Below are 17,375 nucleotides of genomic sequence, written 5' to 3' on the forward strand. Positions count from 1 at the left end.
ATTGATCAGCCTCTTCGGCACCCAGAACGTCACCCAGCCGATCGATACCGACAAAGAAGTCGTCCTCTCGGGCAACCAACTCGTCATCACGTCTCCCGTTAAGACCACCAAGAACATTCTGATCCTGCCCACCAACCCGCTGCTGCCGCTCGTGTTGGTCCCCACCGCCGCCTTCCTCGCCAGCGTTCCCGATGCCGCCAACGGTGTGATCCTCACGCAGTCCGAGCTCAATTTCCTCATCTCGAGCAGCAACGTCTACTTCGGCTCCAGCGATCTTCTCACCACGCTGATCCTCGGCGACGGCAAGAGCACCCCCGTTACGCTGCCCGGCCCGAACACCGTCCTCCGCGGCACCGAGATCAAAATCCTTTCGCCGACGCTCGCCCAGAATCTCCTCATCTTGGGCGACGGCACCACCGTCGATCTCGCCGCCGACATCACCGCCACCGGCGACGTCATCATCAACGACTCCGTCAAGGTCACCGATACCCGCACCATCAGCGCGACCGGCCTCATCCGCATCGACTCGCCCGGCACCATCTTTGGCGATGGGGTGGGCGGCCCCGACAGCCTTACGCTGACGGCCACCAGCGATGTTTACCTCGGCGGTGCGGTCGGGACGACCGCGTTGAAGAACCTCACGATCAATTCCGGCGGCAACGTCACCTTGAACGGCGCGACCACGCTCACCGGCAACCTCACCGTCAACAGCGGCCAGACCGTCGTCTTCAACTCCGCGCTCAATATCACGGGCGACCTCGTCCTCGACAACGTTCAGAACGTCACCTTCAACGGCCCCGTCACCGTCGGCGGCAAGATCCAGATCAACAAGGCTGCCACCGTCACCTTCAACGGCAACGTCGGCGTCACCGGCACCTTCTCCATCGGCAGCTCCAGCGCCTATGCCAACGTCGGCGCCATCGTCTTCACCACCTCCGCCCGTCTCGACTTCTCCGGCACCACTGCCTTCTACACGTCCGGCTCCATCACCTTCGGCAACTCCATCGGCCGCAACTCCGCTTACACGCCGCAGGCCATGATCCTCGGTGCCGGCAGTGCCATCTCGTTCAACAACGGCGCTGAAGTCCTCCTCGGCTCCGCGCCGCTCTCCATCGTCTCCGGCACCAACGTCAGCTTCAGCAATAACGTCGCCGTGGGCGCCCTCACGATCACCGGCGTCTCCGGCAATATCGACTTCCAGCAGACCACCCAGGTCGCGTCGATGGACATCACCACCAGCGGCGCCACCGCGCTCGCACGCCTCAACTTCCTCGAAGTCGGCTCCGGCAACGCCACGATCACCGCCAACCAGATCGATTTCACCGGCACCGTCACCGATACCGGCGCGGCTTCGACGCTCACCCTCAAGCCCTACACCGTCAGCCGCGCGATCGCCGTCGGCTCCAGCCCCTCAGGCGGCGTGCCGTCCTTTAACAATCGCCTCGACCTCAGCGGCAACGACCTGCTCGCCATCCAGTCCGGCTTCACGTCCGTCAACATCGGCGATGCCAACGCCGGCACCGGCACCGTTTACCTCGGCTTCATGGGCACGCAGCTCTCCGGCGTCTCCTCCGAATATCTCAACCGCACCCAGATCTTCGGCGGCGCCATCATCGTCACCCAGCCCTTCGACATCAACCCCACCGTCGACTACTTCCGCCTCGTCGCCCGCACCGGCGACATCACCGTCAACGCCCTCGTCGGTTACGCGCAAAACAACACCCTCGCCGAGCGCAACGCCTGGCTGCGCTTCGAAGCCGCCGGCAGCATCGTCGTCAACGCCCCCATTTACGCGACCGATCGCATCTCCCTCTCCGCCGGCATGAACATCGCCGGATTCGCCGGCACCGGCATCGGCTCCATCACCGTCGCCACCACCGGCAGCGTCAACACGTCCAACGCCGCCGGCGTCAATCGCCGCATCGAGCTCTCCGCCGGCCCGCTCGGCGGTAACATCCTCCTCAACGGCGCCGCCGCCGAGTCCGCCATCCTCACCGCCGCCGGCAACGGCTCCAACTCGGAGATTGCCCTCTACGCCAAGGCCGGTGCCATCACGCAAACCTCCGGTCGCCTCGTCGCCGACCGCCTCGCGATGCAGAGCGCGAACAACATCACCGTGCGCACCAACGTCGCACGCCTCACCGCGCTGACCATCGCCGCCGCCGTCCTGCCCGCCGCCTCCGCCCAGACGATCAACGGCGTCCTCATCACCGGTGCCGGCACGCTCACCCTCACCGAAGTCGACGCCCTGATCGTCGACCAGATCACGACGAACACAGGCGCCGTTTCCCTCACCACCGAAGTCGGCGGCAACGGCAACCTCAGCATCGGCAACATCAACACCGTCACCGGCGCGGTCACCCTCACTGCCGACGGCGCCATCGTCGATAACACGCCTTCCAGCGACTCCGTCCCGAACATCCAGACCACCGGTCTTGCTTCGCTCTACGCCAAGACCGGCATCGGCGCCGCCGGCCTCGCGGACTTCGATCTCCTCGCCGGCTCGTTGCAGGCCACCAACTCCGTCTCGGGCGACATCTTCATCGAAGACGCCAACGGCCTCAACCTCACCGGCCCCGTCCAGACCACCGGCGGCAATGGCAATATCACCATCCTCGTCGGCGCCGGCGCGTTCAATGTGAACGCCAACGTCACCGCCCACGGTTCCGGCACCATTACGCTCACCAGCACGACCGGCACCATCACGCAAAACGCCGCGTCCACGATCAGCTCCACCACCGGCAATCTCGCCCTCAGCGCCACTAGCGTCACGCAAAACGGCGCCCTCGCCACCGGCTCCGCCGCCACTGTCAACGTCACCGCCACGAGCGGCGCCCTCACGATGGGCGACGGCGCCACCACCACCACCGCCACGGGCGCGATCACCTACACTGCCGCCACCAGCGTGGCGCTTTCACTCCTCACGTCGACCAGCGGCGACCTCAGCGTCACCGCCACCAACGGCAGCATCACCGACAACACCGCCGCCGAAACCCCCAACCTCGTCACCACCGGCCAGACCACCCTCGACGCCAAGACCGGCATCGGCGCCGCCGGCGCGGCCGATATCGACACCACCGTCGCGACCCTCACCGCGACCAACCGCTCGTCCGGCGACATCTACATTCAGGAAACCGACACGCTCGTCATCAACGGCACCGGCGTCCGCACCCTGGCCGGCAACGGCAACATCAATCTCGATGTCGCCGCCGGCGATCTCACCCTCAACGCCGTCGTCACCGCGCACGGTTCCGGCACCATCGTGCTCAACGCCGACGCCGGCGCACTCACCATCGGCGCGGTGGTCAGCAGCACCAGCGGCGCCATCACCGCCTCGGCCGACCGCATCGCGCAAAACGCCAACATCGCCACCTCCGCCGGAATCATCTCCCTTACGACCGACGTCGCCGACCTCACGATGGCCGACGGCACCACCACCTCGACCACGACCGGCGCGATCACCTTGACCGCCGCGACCGACATCGCGCTCAGCCTCGTCAGCAGCGCCTCCGGCAACCTCACGCTCACCGCCACCGCCGGCGCCATCACCGACCACACCGCCGCCGAGTCCGCCAACCTCGTGACCACCGGCCAGACCACGTTGACCGCCGCCACCCGCATCGGCGCCGCCGGCGATGCGGACATCGACACGACCATCGCCACGTTGCAGGCCACGAACACCGCGTCGGGCGACATTTATCTCCAGGAAACCAACACCCTCGTCATCAACGGCACGGGCGTCCGCACACTCGCCGGCAACGGCTCCATCTGGATCGACACCGCCGCCGGCACCTTGACCGTCAACGCTGTCGTCACCGCACACGGCAGCGGCGCCATCACGCTCCTCACCGATGCCGGCGCCGCCACACTCAACGCCGTCATCTCCTCCACCTCCGGCGATCTCGCCGTCACCGCCACCGCCGTCACGCAAAACGCCGACCTCGCCACCGGCCTCGCGGGCAACATCGCGGTCACCGCCACGACCGGCGCGATCTCGATGACCGACGGCACCACGACCACGAGCGCCGCCGGCAACATCACTTACACCGCCGCCACCAACGTCGCCCTCTCGCTCCTCACCAGCACGACCGGCGCGCTCAATGTCACCGCCACCGCCGGCGCCATTTCCGATAACACCGCCGCGGAAACGCCCAACCTCGTCACCACCGGCCTCGCCACCTTGACCGCCAAGAGCGGCATCGGCGACGTCGGCGCCGCCGACCTCAACACCGCGCTCGGCTCGCTCACCGCGTCCAACAGCACCACGGGCCGCATCGTCATCAACGAAGTCGACGCGCTGACCATCGCCGCGCCTGGTATTTCCAACACCGCCGGCACCGCCATCATCGTCACCACCGCCGCCGGCACGCTCACCGTCAACGGTGCGGTCAACGTTTCCGCCGCCGGCCGTGTGCTCCTGCAGGCGGGTGGGGTGGGCTCTGATCTCTTTACCACCGCCGCCATCTCCTCCGGCACCGGCGCCATCACGCTCCTCGCCGCCCGCGACCTCAACGTCGCCGCCAACATCGCCACGGTCGGCGGCTCCATCGATCTCGAAGCCACCGCCGGCTCGCTCGCCATCGCCGACGGCGCCGCCCTCACGACGTCCGGTGGCAACCTTCGCGCCTTCGCCCACCTTTCCCTCGCCGTCACCGGCATCAACGTCGGCGCCGGCGGCGCCACGCTCACTGCCGTCACCGGCCAAATCACCGACGCGGGCGATAGCTTGATCGACGTCGTCGCGTCCCTCCTTCGCCTCTCCGCCGCCACCGGCATTGGCGCCGTCGATGCGATCGACGTTTCCGCCGGCACGCTCGCCGCGGCCACCACCTCCGGCGCCCTCCGCCTCAACGAAAGCGACGACGTCACTATCGGCACCGTCGCCGTCATTTCCGTCAGCCGCGTGACCACCGCCGCCGGCGTGACCCCGCTCGCCGACAGCGCCGCCACCAGCGACCTCGTCGCCGGCAACGGCGGCGACATCGCCCTCACAAGCCTCGCCGGCTCCATCACGTTGACCGACGGCGTCAACGCCGACGCCACCGCCGTCCATTCCGACACCGGCAGCATCACCATCACCGCCGCCAACAACGTTCTTCAGAACGCCAACGTTTACACCGCCGCGGCCGGCACGATTTCTGTTACCGCCACGACCGGTTCCATCACGATGGCCGATGGCACCAAGGCGCAGACCGTCACCGGCGAGATCACCTACCTCGCCGGCGTCAACGTCGCCCTCTCGCTGCTCACGAGCACGACCGGCGCGCTCAACGTCACCGCCACCGCCGGCGCGATCACCGATCACACCGCCGCCGAAACCGCCAACCTCTCCAGCGCCGCCCTCGCCACGCTCGTCGCCGGCACCGGCATCGGCGCCGCCAACGCCGCCGACATCGACACCACCATCGACTCCCTGCAGGCCACCGTCACCACCTCCGGCGGCATCTTCATCCAGGAAACGAGCGTCCTCGTCCTCACCGGCACCGGAGTCCAGACGCAGGCGGGCACCGGCGCGATTTCGATCCTCATCACCGACGGCAACCTCACTGTCGCCGCCCCCGTTCAAGCCTACGCGGGCAACGTTCGACTCGAAGCCGCCGGCACCACGCTCGCGAACTCCGACCTGCTCGTTAACGCCGCCGTCGGCTCCGGCGGCGGCAACCTCAGCCTCGTGGCCCGTCACGACGTCATCTTCGCCTCCGCCGGTAACGTCACCGTCTCCGCCGCTCCCGGCACCATCGACGTCTGGGCCCGCGAAGGTAAACTTCAGCAAGCTGCCGATCTCATCCTCGCCACCGACGGCGCCAACATCCGCCTGACCGCTGCGACCTCGATCATCGCGGGAGTCATCGACGCGCGGACCAACGCCGACCGTCTGGGCGGCACGCTGACGCAGCAAGCGGCCTGGGGCTCCCTCGCGCTGAGCGCCGGCAGCGGCTCGATCACCGACGCGAAGGCGCGCGGCGAAGCCGGCATCAACCTCTACGGCTCGTCCGCCCGCCTCTCCGCCGCGACCGACATCGGCGTCCTCGGTGCCGGCGTGGACAACGCCCTCGACACCGAACTCGTCACCGTCGCGGCCGAGACCACGACCGCCGGCAGCATCAACCTCGCCGACGCGAGCGACCTGACGGTGGACACCGTGGCGATCATCTACGTCAACCGCGTCGCCGCCGACGGCACCGCCTCCGTGATCGGCACGACCGCCTTGTCCGACCTGACGACCACCGGCAACGGCGCAATCGTCGTCACCGCCGCGGGCGACCTCACACTGAATGACGGCTTCGCCAACAACACCGCCGTCAGCGCGAACGGCACCGGCAACGTTTACGTCTCCGCCGCGAACGTCACCGCGAACGCGGACATCCTCAGCGGCAGCGGCGACATCACCCTCCTCGGCACGACAAACCTGACCTTCAACACGACCGCCGACGTCAAGACGAGCGGCGGCGACGTGAACTTGGTCGCGGCCGCCGGCGCGATCCTCTTCGCCGACAACGCGCAAGTCGCCACCTCCAACGGCAACGTCCGCCTGCTCGCCGCGACCGACATCACGCTCGGCGGCATCCAAGCCGGCACCGGCTCCGTCACCCTGACCGCGATCGCCGGCTCGATCCTCGACGGCGGCGACACGTATCAAGACATCAGCGCCTCCGCCGCGCGCCTCGTTGCTGGCACCGGCATCGGCACGTCCACCAACCCGCTCGAAGTCGGCCTCGACACCCTCGCCGCCAGCGCCGGCAGCGCGGGCATCAGCCTCGTCGAAGACAACGCTCTCACCGTCACAAACGTCTCAATCACCGTTCGCAGCGTCGCGACCGACGCCTCATCCGCCGCACTCGCCGCCGAAACCCTCTCCGACCTCACGACGACCGCGAACGGCTCGATCGCCCTGACAATCATCGCCGGCGACCTCACGCTGAACGACGGCTTCGCCAACAACACGGCGGTCAGCGCGAACGGCAGCGGCAACGTTTACTTCTCCGCCGCGAACGTCACCGCGAACGCCGATATCCTCAGCGGCAGCGGCGACATCACGCTCCTCGGCGCGACGAACCTCGCCTTCAACGCGACCGCCGACGTCAAGACGACCGGCGGCGACGTGAACCTCGTGGCCGGGGTGGGGGCGATCCTCTTCGCCGACAACGCGCAAATCGCGACCTCGGGAGGCAACGTCCGCCTCCTCGCCGCGACCGACATCACCTTGGGCGGCCTCCAAGCCGGCACGGGTTCAGTCACGTTGACCGCGACCGCGGGCTCGATCCTCGACGGCGGCGACACGTATCAAGACATCAGCGCGTCCGCCGCGCGTCTGGTTGCCGGCACCGGCATCGGCACGTCCACGAACCCCCTCGAAGTCAGCCTCGACACCCTGGCCGCCAGCGCCGGCAGCGCGGGCATCAGCCTCCTCGAAGACAACGCGCTCACGATCACGAACGTGTCGGTCACGGTGCGCGCCGTCGCCGCCGACTTCACGTCCACCGCGCTCGCCGCCGAAACCCTCTCCGACCTCACGACGACCGCGAACGGCTCCATCGCCCTGACAATCATCGCGGGCGACCTCACGCTGAACGACGGCTTCGTGAACAACACCGCGGTCAGCGCGAACGGCACCGGCAACATCTACTTCTCCGCCGCGAACCTCACCGCCAACGCCGACATCCTCTCTGGCAGCGGCGACATCACGCTCCTCGGTGCCACGAACCTCACGTTCACCACGACCGCCGACGTCAAAACCACCGGCGGCGACGTGAACCTCGTGGCCGCCGCGGGTGCGATCCACTTCGCCGACAACGCGCAAGTCGCCACCTCGAACGGCAACGTCCGCCTGCTCGCCGCGACCGACATCACGCTCGGCGGCATCCAAGCCGGCACCGGCTCCGTGACGTTGACCGCCACCGCCGGCTCGATCCTCGACGGCGGGGACACCTATCAAGACATCAGCGCCAGCGCCGCTCGCCTGGTTGCCGGCACGGGCATCGGCACCGCGACCAACCCGCTCGAAGTCGGCCTCGACACGCTGGCCGCCAGCGCCGGTTCCGCCGGCATCAGCCTCCTCGAAGACAACGCGCTCACGATCACCAACGTCAGCGTCACCGTGCGCGCCGTCGCGGCCGACTTCACCTCCACCGCACTCACCGCTGAAACCCTCTCCGACCTCACGACGACCGCGAACGGCTCGATCGCCCTCACGATCATCGCCGGCGACCTCACGCTGAACGACGGCTTCGTGAACAACACCGCGGTCAGCGCGAACGGCACCGGCAACGTCTACTTCTCCGCCGCGAACCTCACCGCGAACGCCGACATCCTCTCTGGCAGCGGCGACATCACACTCCTCGGCGCGACGAACCTCACCTTTAACACGACGGCCGACATCAAGACCACCGGCGGCGACGTGAACCTCGTGGCCACCGCGGGTGCGATCCACTTCGCCGACAACGCGCAAATCGCCACGTCAGGCGGCAACGTCCGCTTCCTCGCCGCGACCGACATCACGCTCGGCGGCATCCAAGCCGGCACCGGCTCCGTGACGTTGACCGCCACCGCGGGCTCGATCCTCGACGGCGGCGACACGTATCAAGACATCAGCGCGTCCGCCGCGCGCCTGGTCGCCGGCACCGGCATTGGCACCGCGACGAACCCGCTCGAAGTCGGCCTCGACACCTTGGCCGCGTCCGCGGGCAGCGCCGGCATCAGCCTCCTCGAAGACAACGCCCTCACGATTACCAACGTCAGCATCACCGTGCGCGCCGTCGCGGCCGACTTCATCTCCACCGCACTCACCGCCGAAACCCTCTCCGACCTCGTCACGACGGCCAACGGCTCGATCGCCCTGACGATCATCGCCGGCGACCTGACGCTGAACGACGGCTTCGCCAACAACACCGCGGTCAGCGCGAACGGCTCCGGCAACGTTTACGTCTCCGCCGCGAACGTCACCGCGAACGCCGATATCCTCAGCGGCAGCGGCGACATCACACTCCTCGGCGCGACGAACCTCACCTTCAACCCGACCGCCGACGTCAAGACGAGCGGCGGCGACGTGAACCTCGTGGCCACCGCGGGTGCGATCCACTTCGCCGACAACGCCCAAATCGCGACCTCGGGCGGCAACGTCCGCCTGCTCGCCGCGAGCGACATCACCTTGGGCGGCCTCCAAGCCGGCACCGGCTCCGTCACCCTGACCGCGATCGCCGGCTCGATCCTCGACGGCGGTGACACGTATCAAGACATCAGTGCCAGCGCCGCGCGCCTGGTTGCCGGCACGGGCATCGGCACCGCGACCAACCCGCTCGAAGTCGGCCTCGACACGCTCGCCGCCAGCGCCGGTTCCGCCGGCATCAGCCTCCTCGAAGACAACGCGCTCACGATCACGAACGTGTCGGTCACCGTTCGCAGCGTCGCGACCGACGCCTCATCCGCCGCACTCGCCGCCGAAACCCTCTCCGACCTCACGACGACCGCGAACGGCTCGATCGCCCTGACAATCATCGCCGGCGACCTGACGCTGAACGACGGCTTCGCCAACAACACGGCGGTCAGCGCGAACGGCAGCGGCAACGTTTACTTCTCCGCCGCGAACGTCACCGCGAACGCCGATATCCTCAGCGGCAGCGGCGACATCACGCTCCTCGGCGCGACGAACCTCGCCTTCAACGCGACCGCCGACGTCAAGACGACCGGCGGCGACGTGAACCTCGTGGCCGGGGTGGGGGCGATCCTCTTCGCCGACAACGCGCAAATCGCGACCTCGGGCGGCAACGTCCGCCTCCTCGCCGCGACCGACATCACCTTGGGCGGCCTCCAAGCCGGCACGGGTTCAGTCACGTTGACCGCGACCGCGGGCTCGATCCTCGACGGCGGCGACACCTATCAAGACATCAGCGCCAGCGCCGCGCGCCTGGTCGCCGGCACCGGCATCGGCACCGCGACGAACCCGCTCGAAGTCGGCCTCGACACCCTGGCCGCCAGCGCCGGCAGCGCCGGCATCAGCCTCCTCGAAGACAACGCGCTCACGATCACCAACGTGTCGGTCACCGTGCGCGCCGTCGCGGCCGACTTCACGTCCACCGCGCTCACCGCCGAAACCCTCTCCGACCTCGTCACGACGGCCAACGGCTCGATCGCCCTCACGATCATCGCCGGCGACCTGACGCTGAACGACGGCTTCGTGAACAACACCGCGGTCAGCGCGAACGGCACCGGCAACGTTTACTTCTCCGCCGCGAACGTCACCGCGAACGCCGACATCCTCTCTGGCAGCGGCGACATCACGCTCCTCGGTGCCACGAACCTCACGTTCACCACGACCGCCGACGTCAAAACCACCGGCGGCGACGTGAACCTCGTGGCCGCCGCGGGTGCGATCCACTTCGCCGACAACGCGCAAGTCGCCACCTCCAACGGCAACGTCCGCCTGCTCGCCGCGACCGACATCACGCTCGGCGGCCTCCAAGCCGGCACCGGCTCCGTCACCCTGACCGCCACCGCGGGCTCGATCCTCGACGGCGGCGACACCTATCAAGACATCAGCGCCAGCGCCGCGCGCCTGGTCGCCGGCACCGGCATCGGCACGTCCACGAACCCCCTCGAAGTCGGCCTCGACACGCTGGCCGCCAGCGCCGGTTCCGCCGGCATCAGCCTCCTCGAAGACAACGCGCTCACGATCACGAACGTATCGGTCACCGTGCGCGCCGTCGCCGCCGACTTTACCTCCACCGCGCTCGCCGCCGAAACCCTCTCCGACCTCACGACCACCGCGAACGGCTCGATCGCTCTCACGATCATCGCGGGCGACCTCACGCTGAACGACGGCTTCGCCAACAACACCGCCGTCAGCGCGAACGGCAGCGGCAACGTTTACTTCTCCGCCGCGAACGTCACCGCCAACGCGGACATCCTCAGCGGCAGCGGCGACATCACGCTGCTGGGCGCAACGAACCTCACCTTCAACGCGACCGCCGACATCAAGACGAGCGGCGGCGACGTGAACCTCGTGGCCACCGCGGGTGCGATCCACTTCGCCGACAACGCGCAAATCGCGACCTCGGGCGGCAACGTCCGCCTCCTCGCCGCGACCGACATCACCTTGGGCGGCCTCCAAGCCGGCACCGGCTCCGTGACGTTGACCGCTACCGCGGGCTCGATCCTCGACGGCGGCGACACGTATCAAGACATCAGCGCCAGCGCCGCGCGCCTGGTCGCCGGCACGGGCATCGGCACCGCGACGAACCCGCTCGAAGTCGGCCTCGACACCCTGGCCGCCTCCGCCGGCAGCGCGGGCATCAGCCTCCTCGAAGACAACGCCCTCACGATCGCGAACGTATCGGTCACCGTGCGCGCCGTCGCGGCCGACTTCACGTCCACCGCGCTCACCGCCGAAACCCTCTCCGACCTCACGACGACCGCGAACGGCTCCATCGCCCTCACGATCATCGGCGGCGACCTCACGCTGAACGACGGCTTCGCCAACAACACCGCCGTCAGCGCGAACGGCAGCGGCAACGTCTACTTCTCCGCCGCGAACCTCACCGCGAACGCCGACATCCTCAGCGGCAGCGGCGACATCACGCTCCTCGGCGCGACGAACCTCACCTTCAACGCGACCGCCGACGTCAAGACGAGCGGCGGCGACGTGAACCTCGTGGCCAGCGCCGGCGCGATCCACTTCGCCGACAACGCGCAAGTCGCGACCTCCAACGGCAACGTCCGCTTGCTCGCCGCGACCGACATCACGCTCGGCGGCATCCAAGCCGGCACGGGTTCCGTCACGTTGACTGCGACCGCGGGCTCGATCCTCGACGGCGGCGACACCTATCAAGACATCAGCGCCAGCGCCGCGCGCCTGGTCGCCGGCACCGGCATCGGCACGTCCACGAACCCGCTCGAAGTCGGCCTCGACACCCTGGCCGCCAGCGCCGGCAGCGCGGGCATCAGCCTCCTCGAAGACAACGCGCTCAAGATCACCAACGTATCGGTCACGGTGCGCGCCGTCGCGGCCGACGTCACGTCCACCGCGCTCGCCGCCGAAACCCTCTCCGACCTCACGACCACCGCGAACGGCTCCATCGCCCTGACGATCATCGCCGGCGACCTGACGCTGAACGACGGCTTCGTGAACAACACCGCCGTCAGCGCGAACGGCAGCGGCAACGTTTACTTCTCCGCCGCGAACGTCACCGCGAACGCGGACATCCTCAGCGGCAGCGGCGACATCACGCTGCTGGGCGCAACGAACCTCACCTTCAACGCGACCGCCGACATCAAGACGACCGGCGGCGACGTGAACCTCGTGGCCACCGCGGGTGCGATCCACTTCGCCGACAACGCGCAAATCGCCACGTCGGGCGGCAACGTCCGCCTCCTCGCCGCGACCGACATCACGCTCGGCGGCATCCAAGCCGGCACGGGTTCAGTCACGTTGACTGCGACCGCGGGCTCGATCCTCGACGGCGGCGACACCTATCAAGACATCAGCGCCAGCGCCGCGCGCCTGGTCGCCGGCACCGGCATCGGCACGTCGACGAACCCCCTCGAAGTCGGCCTCGACACCCTGGCTGCGTCCGCCGGTTCCGCAGGCATCAGCCTCCTCGAAGACAACGCGCTCACGATCACGAACGTGTCGGTCACGGTGCGCGCCGTCGCCGCCGACTTTACCTCCGCCGCGCTCGCCGCCGAAACCCTCTCCGACCTCGTCACGACCGCCAACGGCTCCATCGCCCTGACGATCATCGCCGGCGACCTCACGCTGAACGACGGCTTCGTGAACAACACCGCGGTCAGCGCGAACGGCAGCGGCAACGTCTACTTCTCCGCCGCGAACCTCACCGCCAACGCCGACATCCTCAGCGGCAGCGGCGACATCACGCTGCTGGGCGCGACGAACCTCACCTTCAACGCGACCGCCGACGTCAAGACGACCGGCGGCGACGTGAACCTGGTCGCCAGCGCCGGCGCGATCCACTTCGCCGACAACGCGCAAGTCGCCACGTCGGGCGGCAACGTCCGCCTCCTCGCCGCGACCGACATCACCTTGGGCGGCCTCCAAGCCGGCACGGGTTCCGTCACCTTGACCGCGACCGCCGGTTCGATCCTCGACGGCGGCGACACTTATCAAGACATCAGTGCCAGCGCCGCGCGCCTGGTCGCCGGCACCGGCATCGGCACATCCACCAACCCCCTCGAGGTCGGCCTCGACACCCTGGCCGCCAGCGCCGGCAGCGCCGGCATCAGCCTCCTCGAAGACAACGCGCTCACGATCACGAACGTGTCGGTCACCGTGCGCGCCGTCGCCGCCGACTTTACCTCCGCCGCGCTCACCGCCGAAACCCTCTCCGACCTCACGACGACCGCGAACGGCTCGATCGCGCTGCGCACCCTCAACGGCACGCTGACCCTGAACGACGGGGGCAACGCCAATCACACCGCGGTCAGCGCGGCCGGCACCGGCCGGATCCTCCTCTCGGCCGGCGGCGCGACGAGCGACCTCCTGCTCAACGCCGACGTCATCTCCGCGACGGGCGCGATCACGCTCCTCGCCGGCCATGACCTCACCACCGCCGCGACCGTGGCCGTGCAAACGGCCGGCGACCTCGACCTCGAAGCGACGACCGGCGCCCTGACCCTCGCGGCCACCTCGACCCTCACGACGACCGCGGGCTCCCTCCGCCTCCTCGCCGGCGCCGACGTGCGCCTCGCGCAAGTCCGGGCGACGACCGGCCGCATCCTGATCCGCTCCGGCGCCTCGATCCTGGACAACACCGCCGGCACCGCCGCCGCGAACCTCACCGCCACCGCGGTCCGCCTGGAAGCCGGCACCGGCGCCGGCACCGCCGCGACCCCGCTCACCCTGGCGACGGCGCTCCTCGCCGGCACCGCCGGCAGCGGCGGCCTGAACATCCTCAACGCGACCGCGCTGACGATCGACACGGTGACCTTCGCCCTCGCCAAGGTGAACGCCAACTTCACGACGACGACCGTCACCGAACCCTCCCTCGCCGACCTCACCACGACCGCGAACGGGGCCATCACGCTGCGCACAGCCAACGGCACCCTCACGCTCAACGACGGCGCCGACGCCGACGGCCTGGCCCTCTCCGCCGCGGGCACCGGTGCCATCACGCTCCTGCCCGGTGGCGCCGCCTCGAATCTCCAAGTCAACGCCGGCGTCCGCTCCGGCACCGGCCCGATCCTCCTGGACGCGCCCGCCGCGATCACGCTCTCCTCCGCCGCGACGATCGCGACGACCGGCGGCACCCTCACGCTGCACACCGCCACCGGCGCCATCACGATGGACTCCGGTTCGCGCCTCGCCTCCGCCGGCGGCCTGCTCACCGTCACCGCCGCGCAACGCCTTGCGGTCTCGATCATCGACGCCGGCACCGGCGCCATGGTGCTCACGACCGGCGCGGACCTGACCGACAACCTGGCCACCGAAGCCCCGAACCTCCTCGGCGCCGCCGCCACGCTCCGCAGCGTGGGTTCCCTCGGCACCGCCGCCAACAACCTCAACACGACCCTCGGCACCCTCGACGCCGCGATCTCCGGCCCCGGCACCCTGGTCCTCGCCGACACCGGCAACCTGACCGTCACCGCGACCACGACCGACGGCGCGATCACGCTGACGACCGCCGGCACCCTGACCGCCACCGCCCTCACGGCGGGCGGCACCGCGGACATCACCCTCACCGCCGGCGCCGACCTCCTCGTGGGCACCGTCCTCGCCGAGAACGACACGATCACCGCCACCGCCGCCGGCCGCCTCGAACGCGCCTCGACCGGCACCCAGTTCACCGCGGCCCTCTTGACGCTCCAAGCCGGCACCGGCATCGGCACCCTCGACCCCGTCGTCGTCGCCGTCCCCACGCTCTCCGCCACCTCGACGACCGGTGACATCCGCCTGCGCAACCTCCTCACGACCGACGTCACCGTCACCCACCTCGCCACCGGCACCGGCGCCATCGCCTACAGCCAGGCCGGCGGCACGCTCCTCGTCACCGACGCCACCACCCAAGACGGCGACATCGCGCTCAGCCTCGACCAAGGCAACCTCCATGTGGTCAACGTCGACGCCGGCGGCACCGGCGACATCAGCCTGACCGTCATCGGCACCGGCAAAGTCAAATACGACACCGCCCACGCCGGCGGCGGCGACCTGAACATCTCCACCTCCGGCGCGGTCACCCTCGACGAAGACCTCGTCACCCACGGCGAAAACCTCCACTTCACCGGCAACGTGGTCCTGCCCCGCGACACCCTGATCACGACCTTCGGCGGCGACGTGACCTTCGACCAGACCATCGACGGCGCCTACGCCCTGACGATCGACGCCGGCTCCGGCGACGTCTCCTTCGCCCAGGCCCTCGGCGCGCAAACCCCCCTCACGCAACTGACGATCACCACGACCGGCGCGCTCACCTTCGCCGCCACCGTGACCGTGCAAGGCGACCTCGTCCTCGGCTCCGGCTCGCTCACCCTCACCGGCGGCCCGGGCTCGATCCACACCTTGAACCACGGCCAGTTCATCGCCGCCCCCGCGACCAACGTCGCCACGATCGGCCTGGGCAACGTGCCCACCCCCTCCGCCTACGCCTACCTCCTCTCCCAGACGAGCCTCGAAGCCCTGGCGCCCGGCTTCAGCCAGGTCGTCCTCGGCCGCGCCGATTCCTCCGCCCGCATCGACCTCGGCACCGTGACCCTGGTCAACCCGACCCTCATCCGCTCCCCGCAGGCCACCGGCACGATCGTCCTCCTCGCGAACCAGACCCTCACCGTCACCGGCGCCAACCCCCTGACCCTGCAAGCGGGCCCCGGCACCGGCGCCTTCACGCAGGAAACCGGCGCGAAGCTCCTCGCCGGCACGGGCCTCGTCACGATCACCGCCGACCTCCTGAACCTGCAAGGCGCGGCCGGCTCGATCACCGGCACCGGCCGCCTGATCTTGCAACCGGCCTCCCTCACGCAACCGATCACCGTCGGCCAGGCCGGCGGCTTCGACCTCCTCGCTCCGGAAATCGCCGTGCCCGCGGCCTTCACCGAAGTGCAGATCGGCCGCACCGACGGCGCCCATGCGATCGACGTCTATCAAAGCACCTTCGGCACCGCGGTCCTGTTCTCCGCGCCCGCCGCGGCCGGCACCCTGACCGTGCACGGCGCGGTCCGCACGAGCGGCGCCCAAGGCAACCTCACGGCCCGCACCGGCGGCGACCTCACCATCGACGCGAACCTCACGATCGGCATTAGCGGCACGCTGACCCTCACCGCCGACACCGACGGGGACAACCACGGGGCCGTCCGCATCGCCCAAAACGCCGTCAGCGTCCTGCAAGTCGCCCAAGGCGGCATCGTCCTCCAAGGCGAAGCGATCCAGATCGGCACCGCGACCAACCGCGCCGAACTGCTCGCCCTCCAAGGCGCGATCACCCTCACCGTCGACCTGAACGCCAACGGCCAGGGCACGCTGACCCTCGCCAACGATAACACCCAGTTGAAAGCGGGCACGGACCTCTTGATTACGACCGGCGGCACCGCGCCCGTCACCGGCACGCTGACCCTCCGCGGCCAGTTGCAGGCCCTGGGCAGGATCACCGTCCGCAGCGCCGCCGACGTGGTCGCGCAAAACCTCCTCCTGACCGCCCTGGGCGCCATCAGCCTTACCTCCGCCGGCAACGTGACCCTGCAAAGCACGATCCTGCAAACGCCCGCCGGCGCGCTCACCCTGAGCGCGGACTCCGACCACAACGGCACGGGCGACCTCACCCTGGGGGCCGCCGCGCCGGTGCTCGTCACCGCGCAACTCGACCTCGTCCTCGGCGGCGAAAACGTCACCATCGGCGGCCTGGGCGCCAACTTCGGCCGCGTGAACTCCCTCGCCGGCGCCGTGAGCATCTTCGCCAACTACAACCGCGACACCACGGGCCGCTTCATGCTGATCCAGGCCCTCTCCGAAGTGAACGCCGCCACCACCCTGCAGGTCGGCGACCTGCTCTTCGGCGCCGGCACGCCCGTGGAAATCATCCTCAATGAAGGCGCCCTGCGCTCCAAAGGCACGCTCTTGGTGCAGACGACCGGCAACCTCGCGATCGGCATCGGCACCATCGCCGGCCAGGCCAACGTCGAGTTCTCGGCCTACGGCGACATCACCGTCACCCAGGGCTCCCTCCTGTCCTCCGGCAACCGCCTGGCCCTCATGGCCGACTTCGAACGCGACAACCACGGCACCCTCACCATCGCCGCCAACGTCTCCCTCTCCGTCCCCAACGGCAACCTCCTCCTCTTCGGCTACGACGTCCTCCTCGACCCCTCCGCCAAAACCTCCGCCGCCACCTTCACCCTCACCCGCTGGAAAGGGTAAGGAAAAGAGCACTACAAAT

The 17,375-nt window shown here is 69.1% G+C and carries 1 protein-coding gene (running past one end of the window); it reads left to right on the forward strand.

The window, feature by feature from the left end:
- Positions 1-17,356, forward strand: partial view of a beta strand repeat-containing protein gene (locus tag K0B96_RS17295; protein WP_220166620.1) — the final stretch only. Its footprint begins 23,939 nt before the window's first position; 17,356 of the gene's 41,295 nt are visible here — the last part of the coding sequence; its start codon lies off the left edge, out of view; it ends in the stop codon at positions 17,354-17,356.
- Positions 17,357-17,375: the final 19 nt, after the last annotated feature.

This window comes from Horticoccus luteus (assembly GCF_019464535.1).
GTDB lineage: Bacteria > Verrucomicrobiota > Verrucomicrobiia > Opitutales > Opitutaceae > Horticoccus > Horticoccus luteus.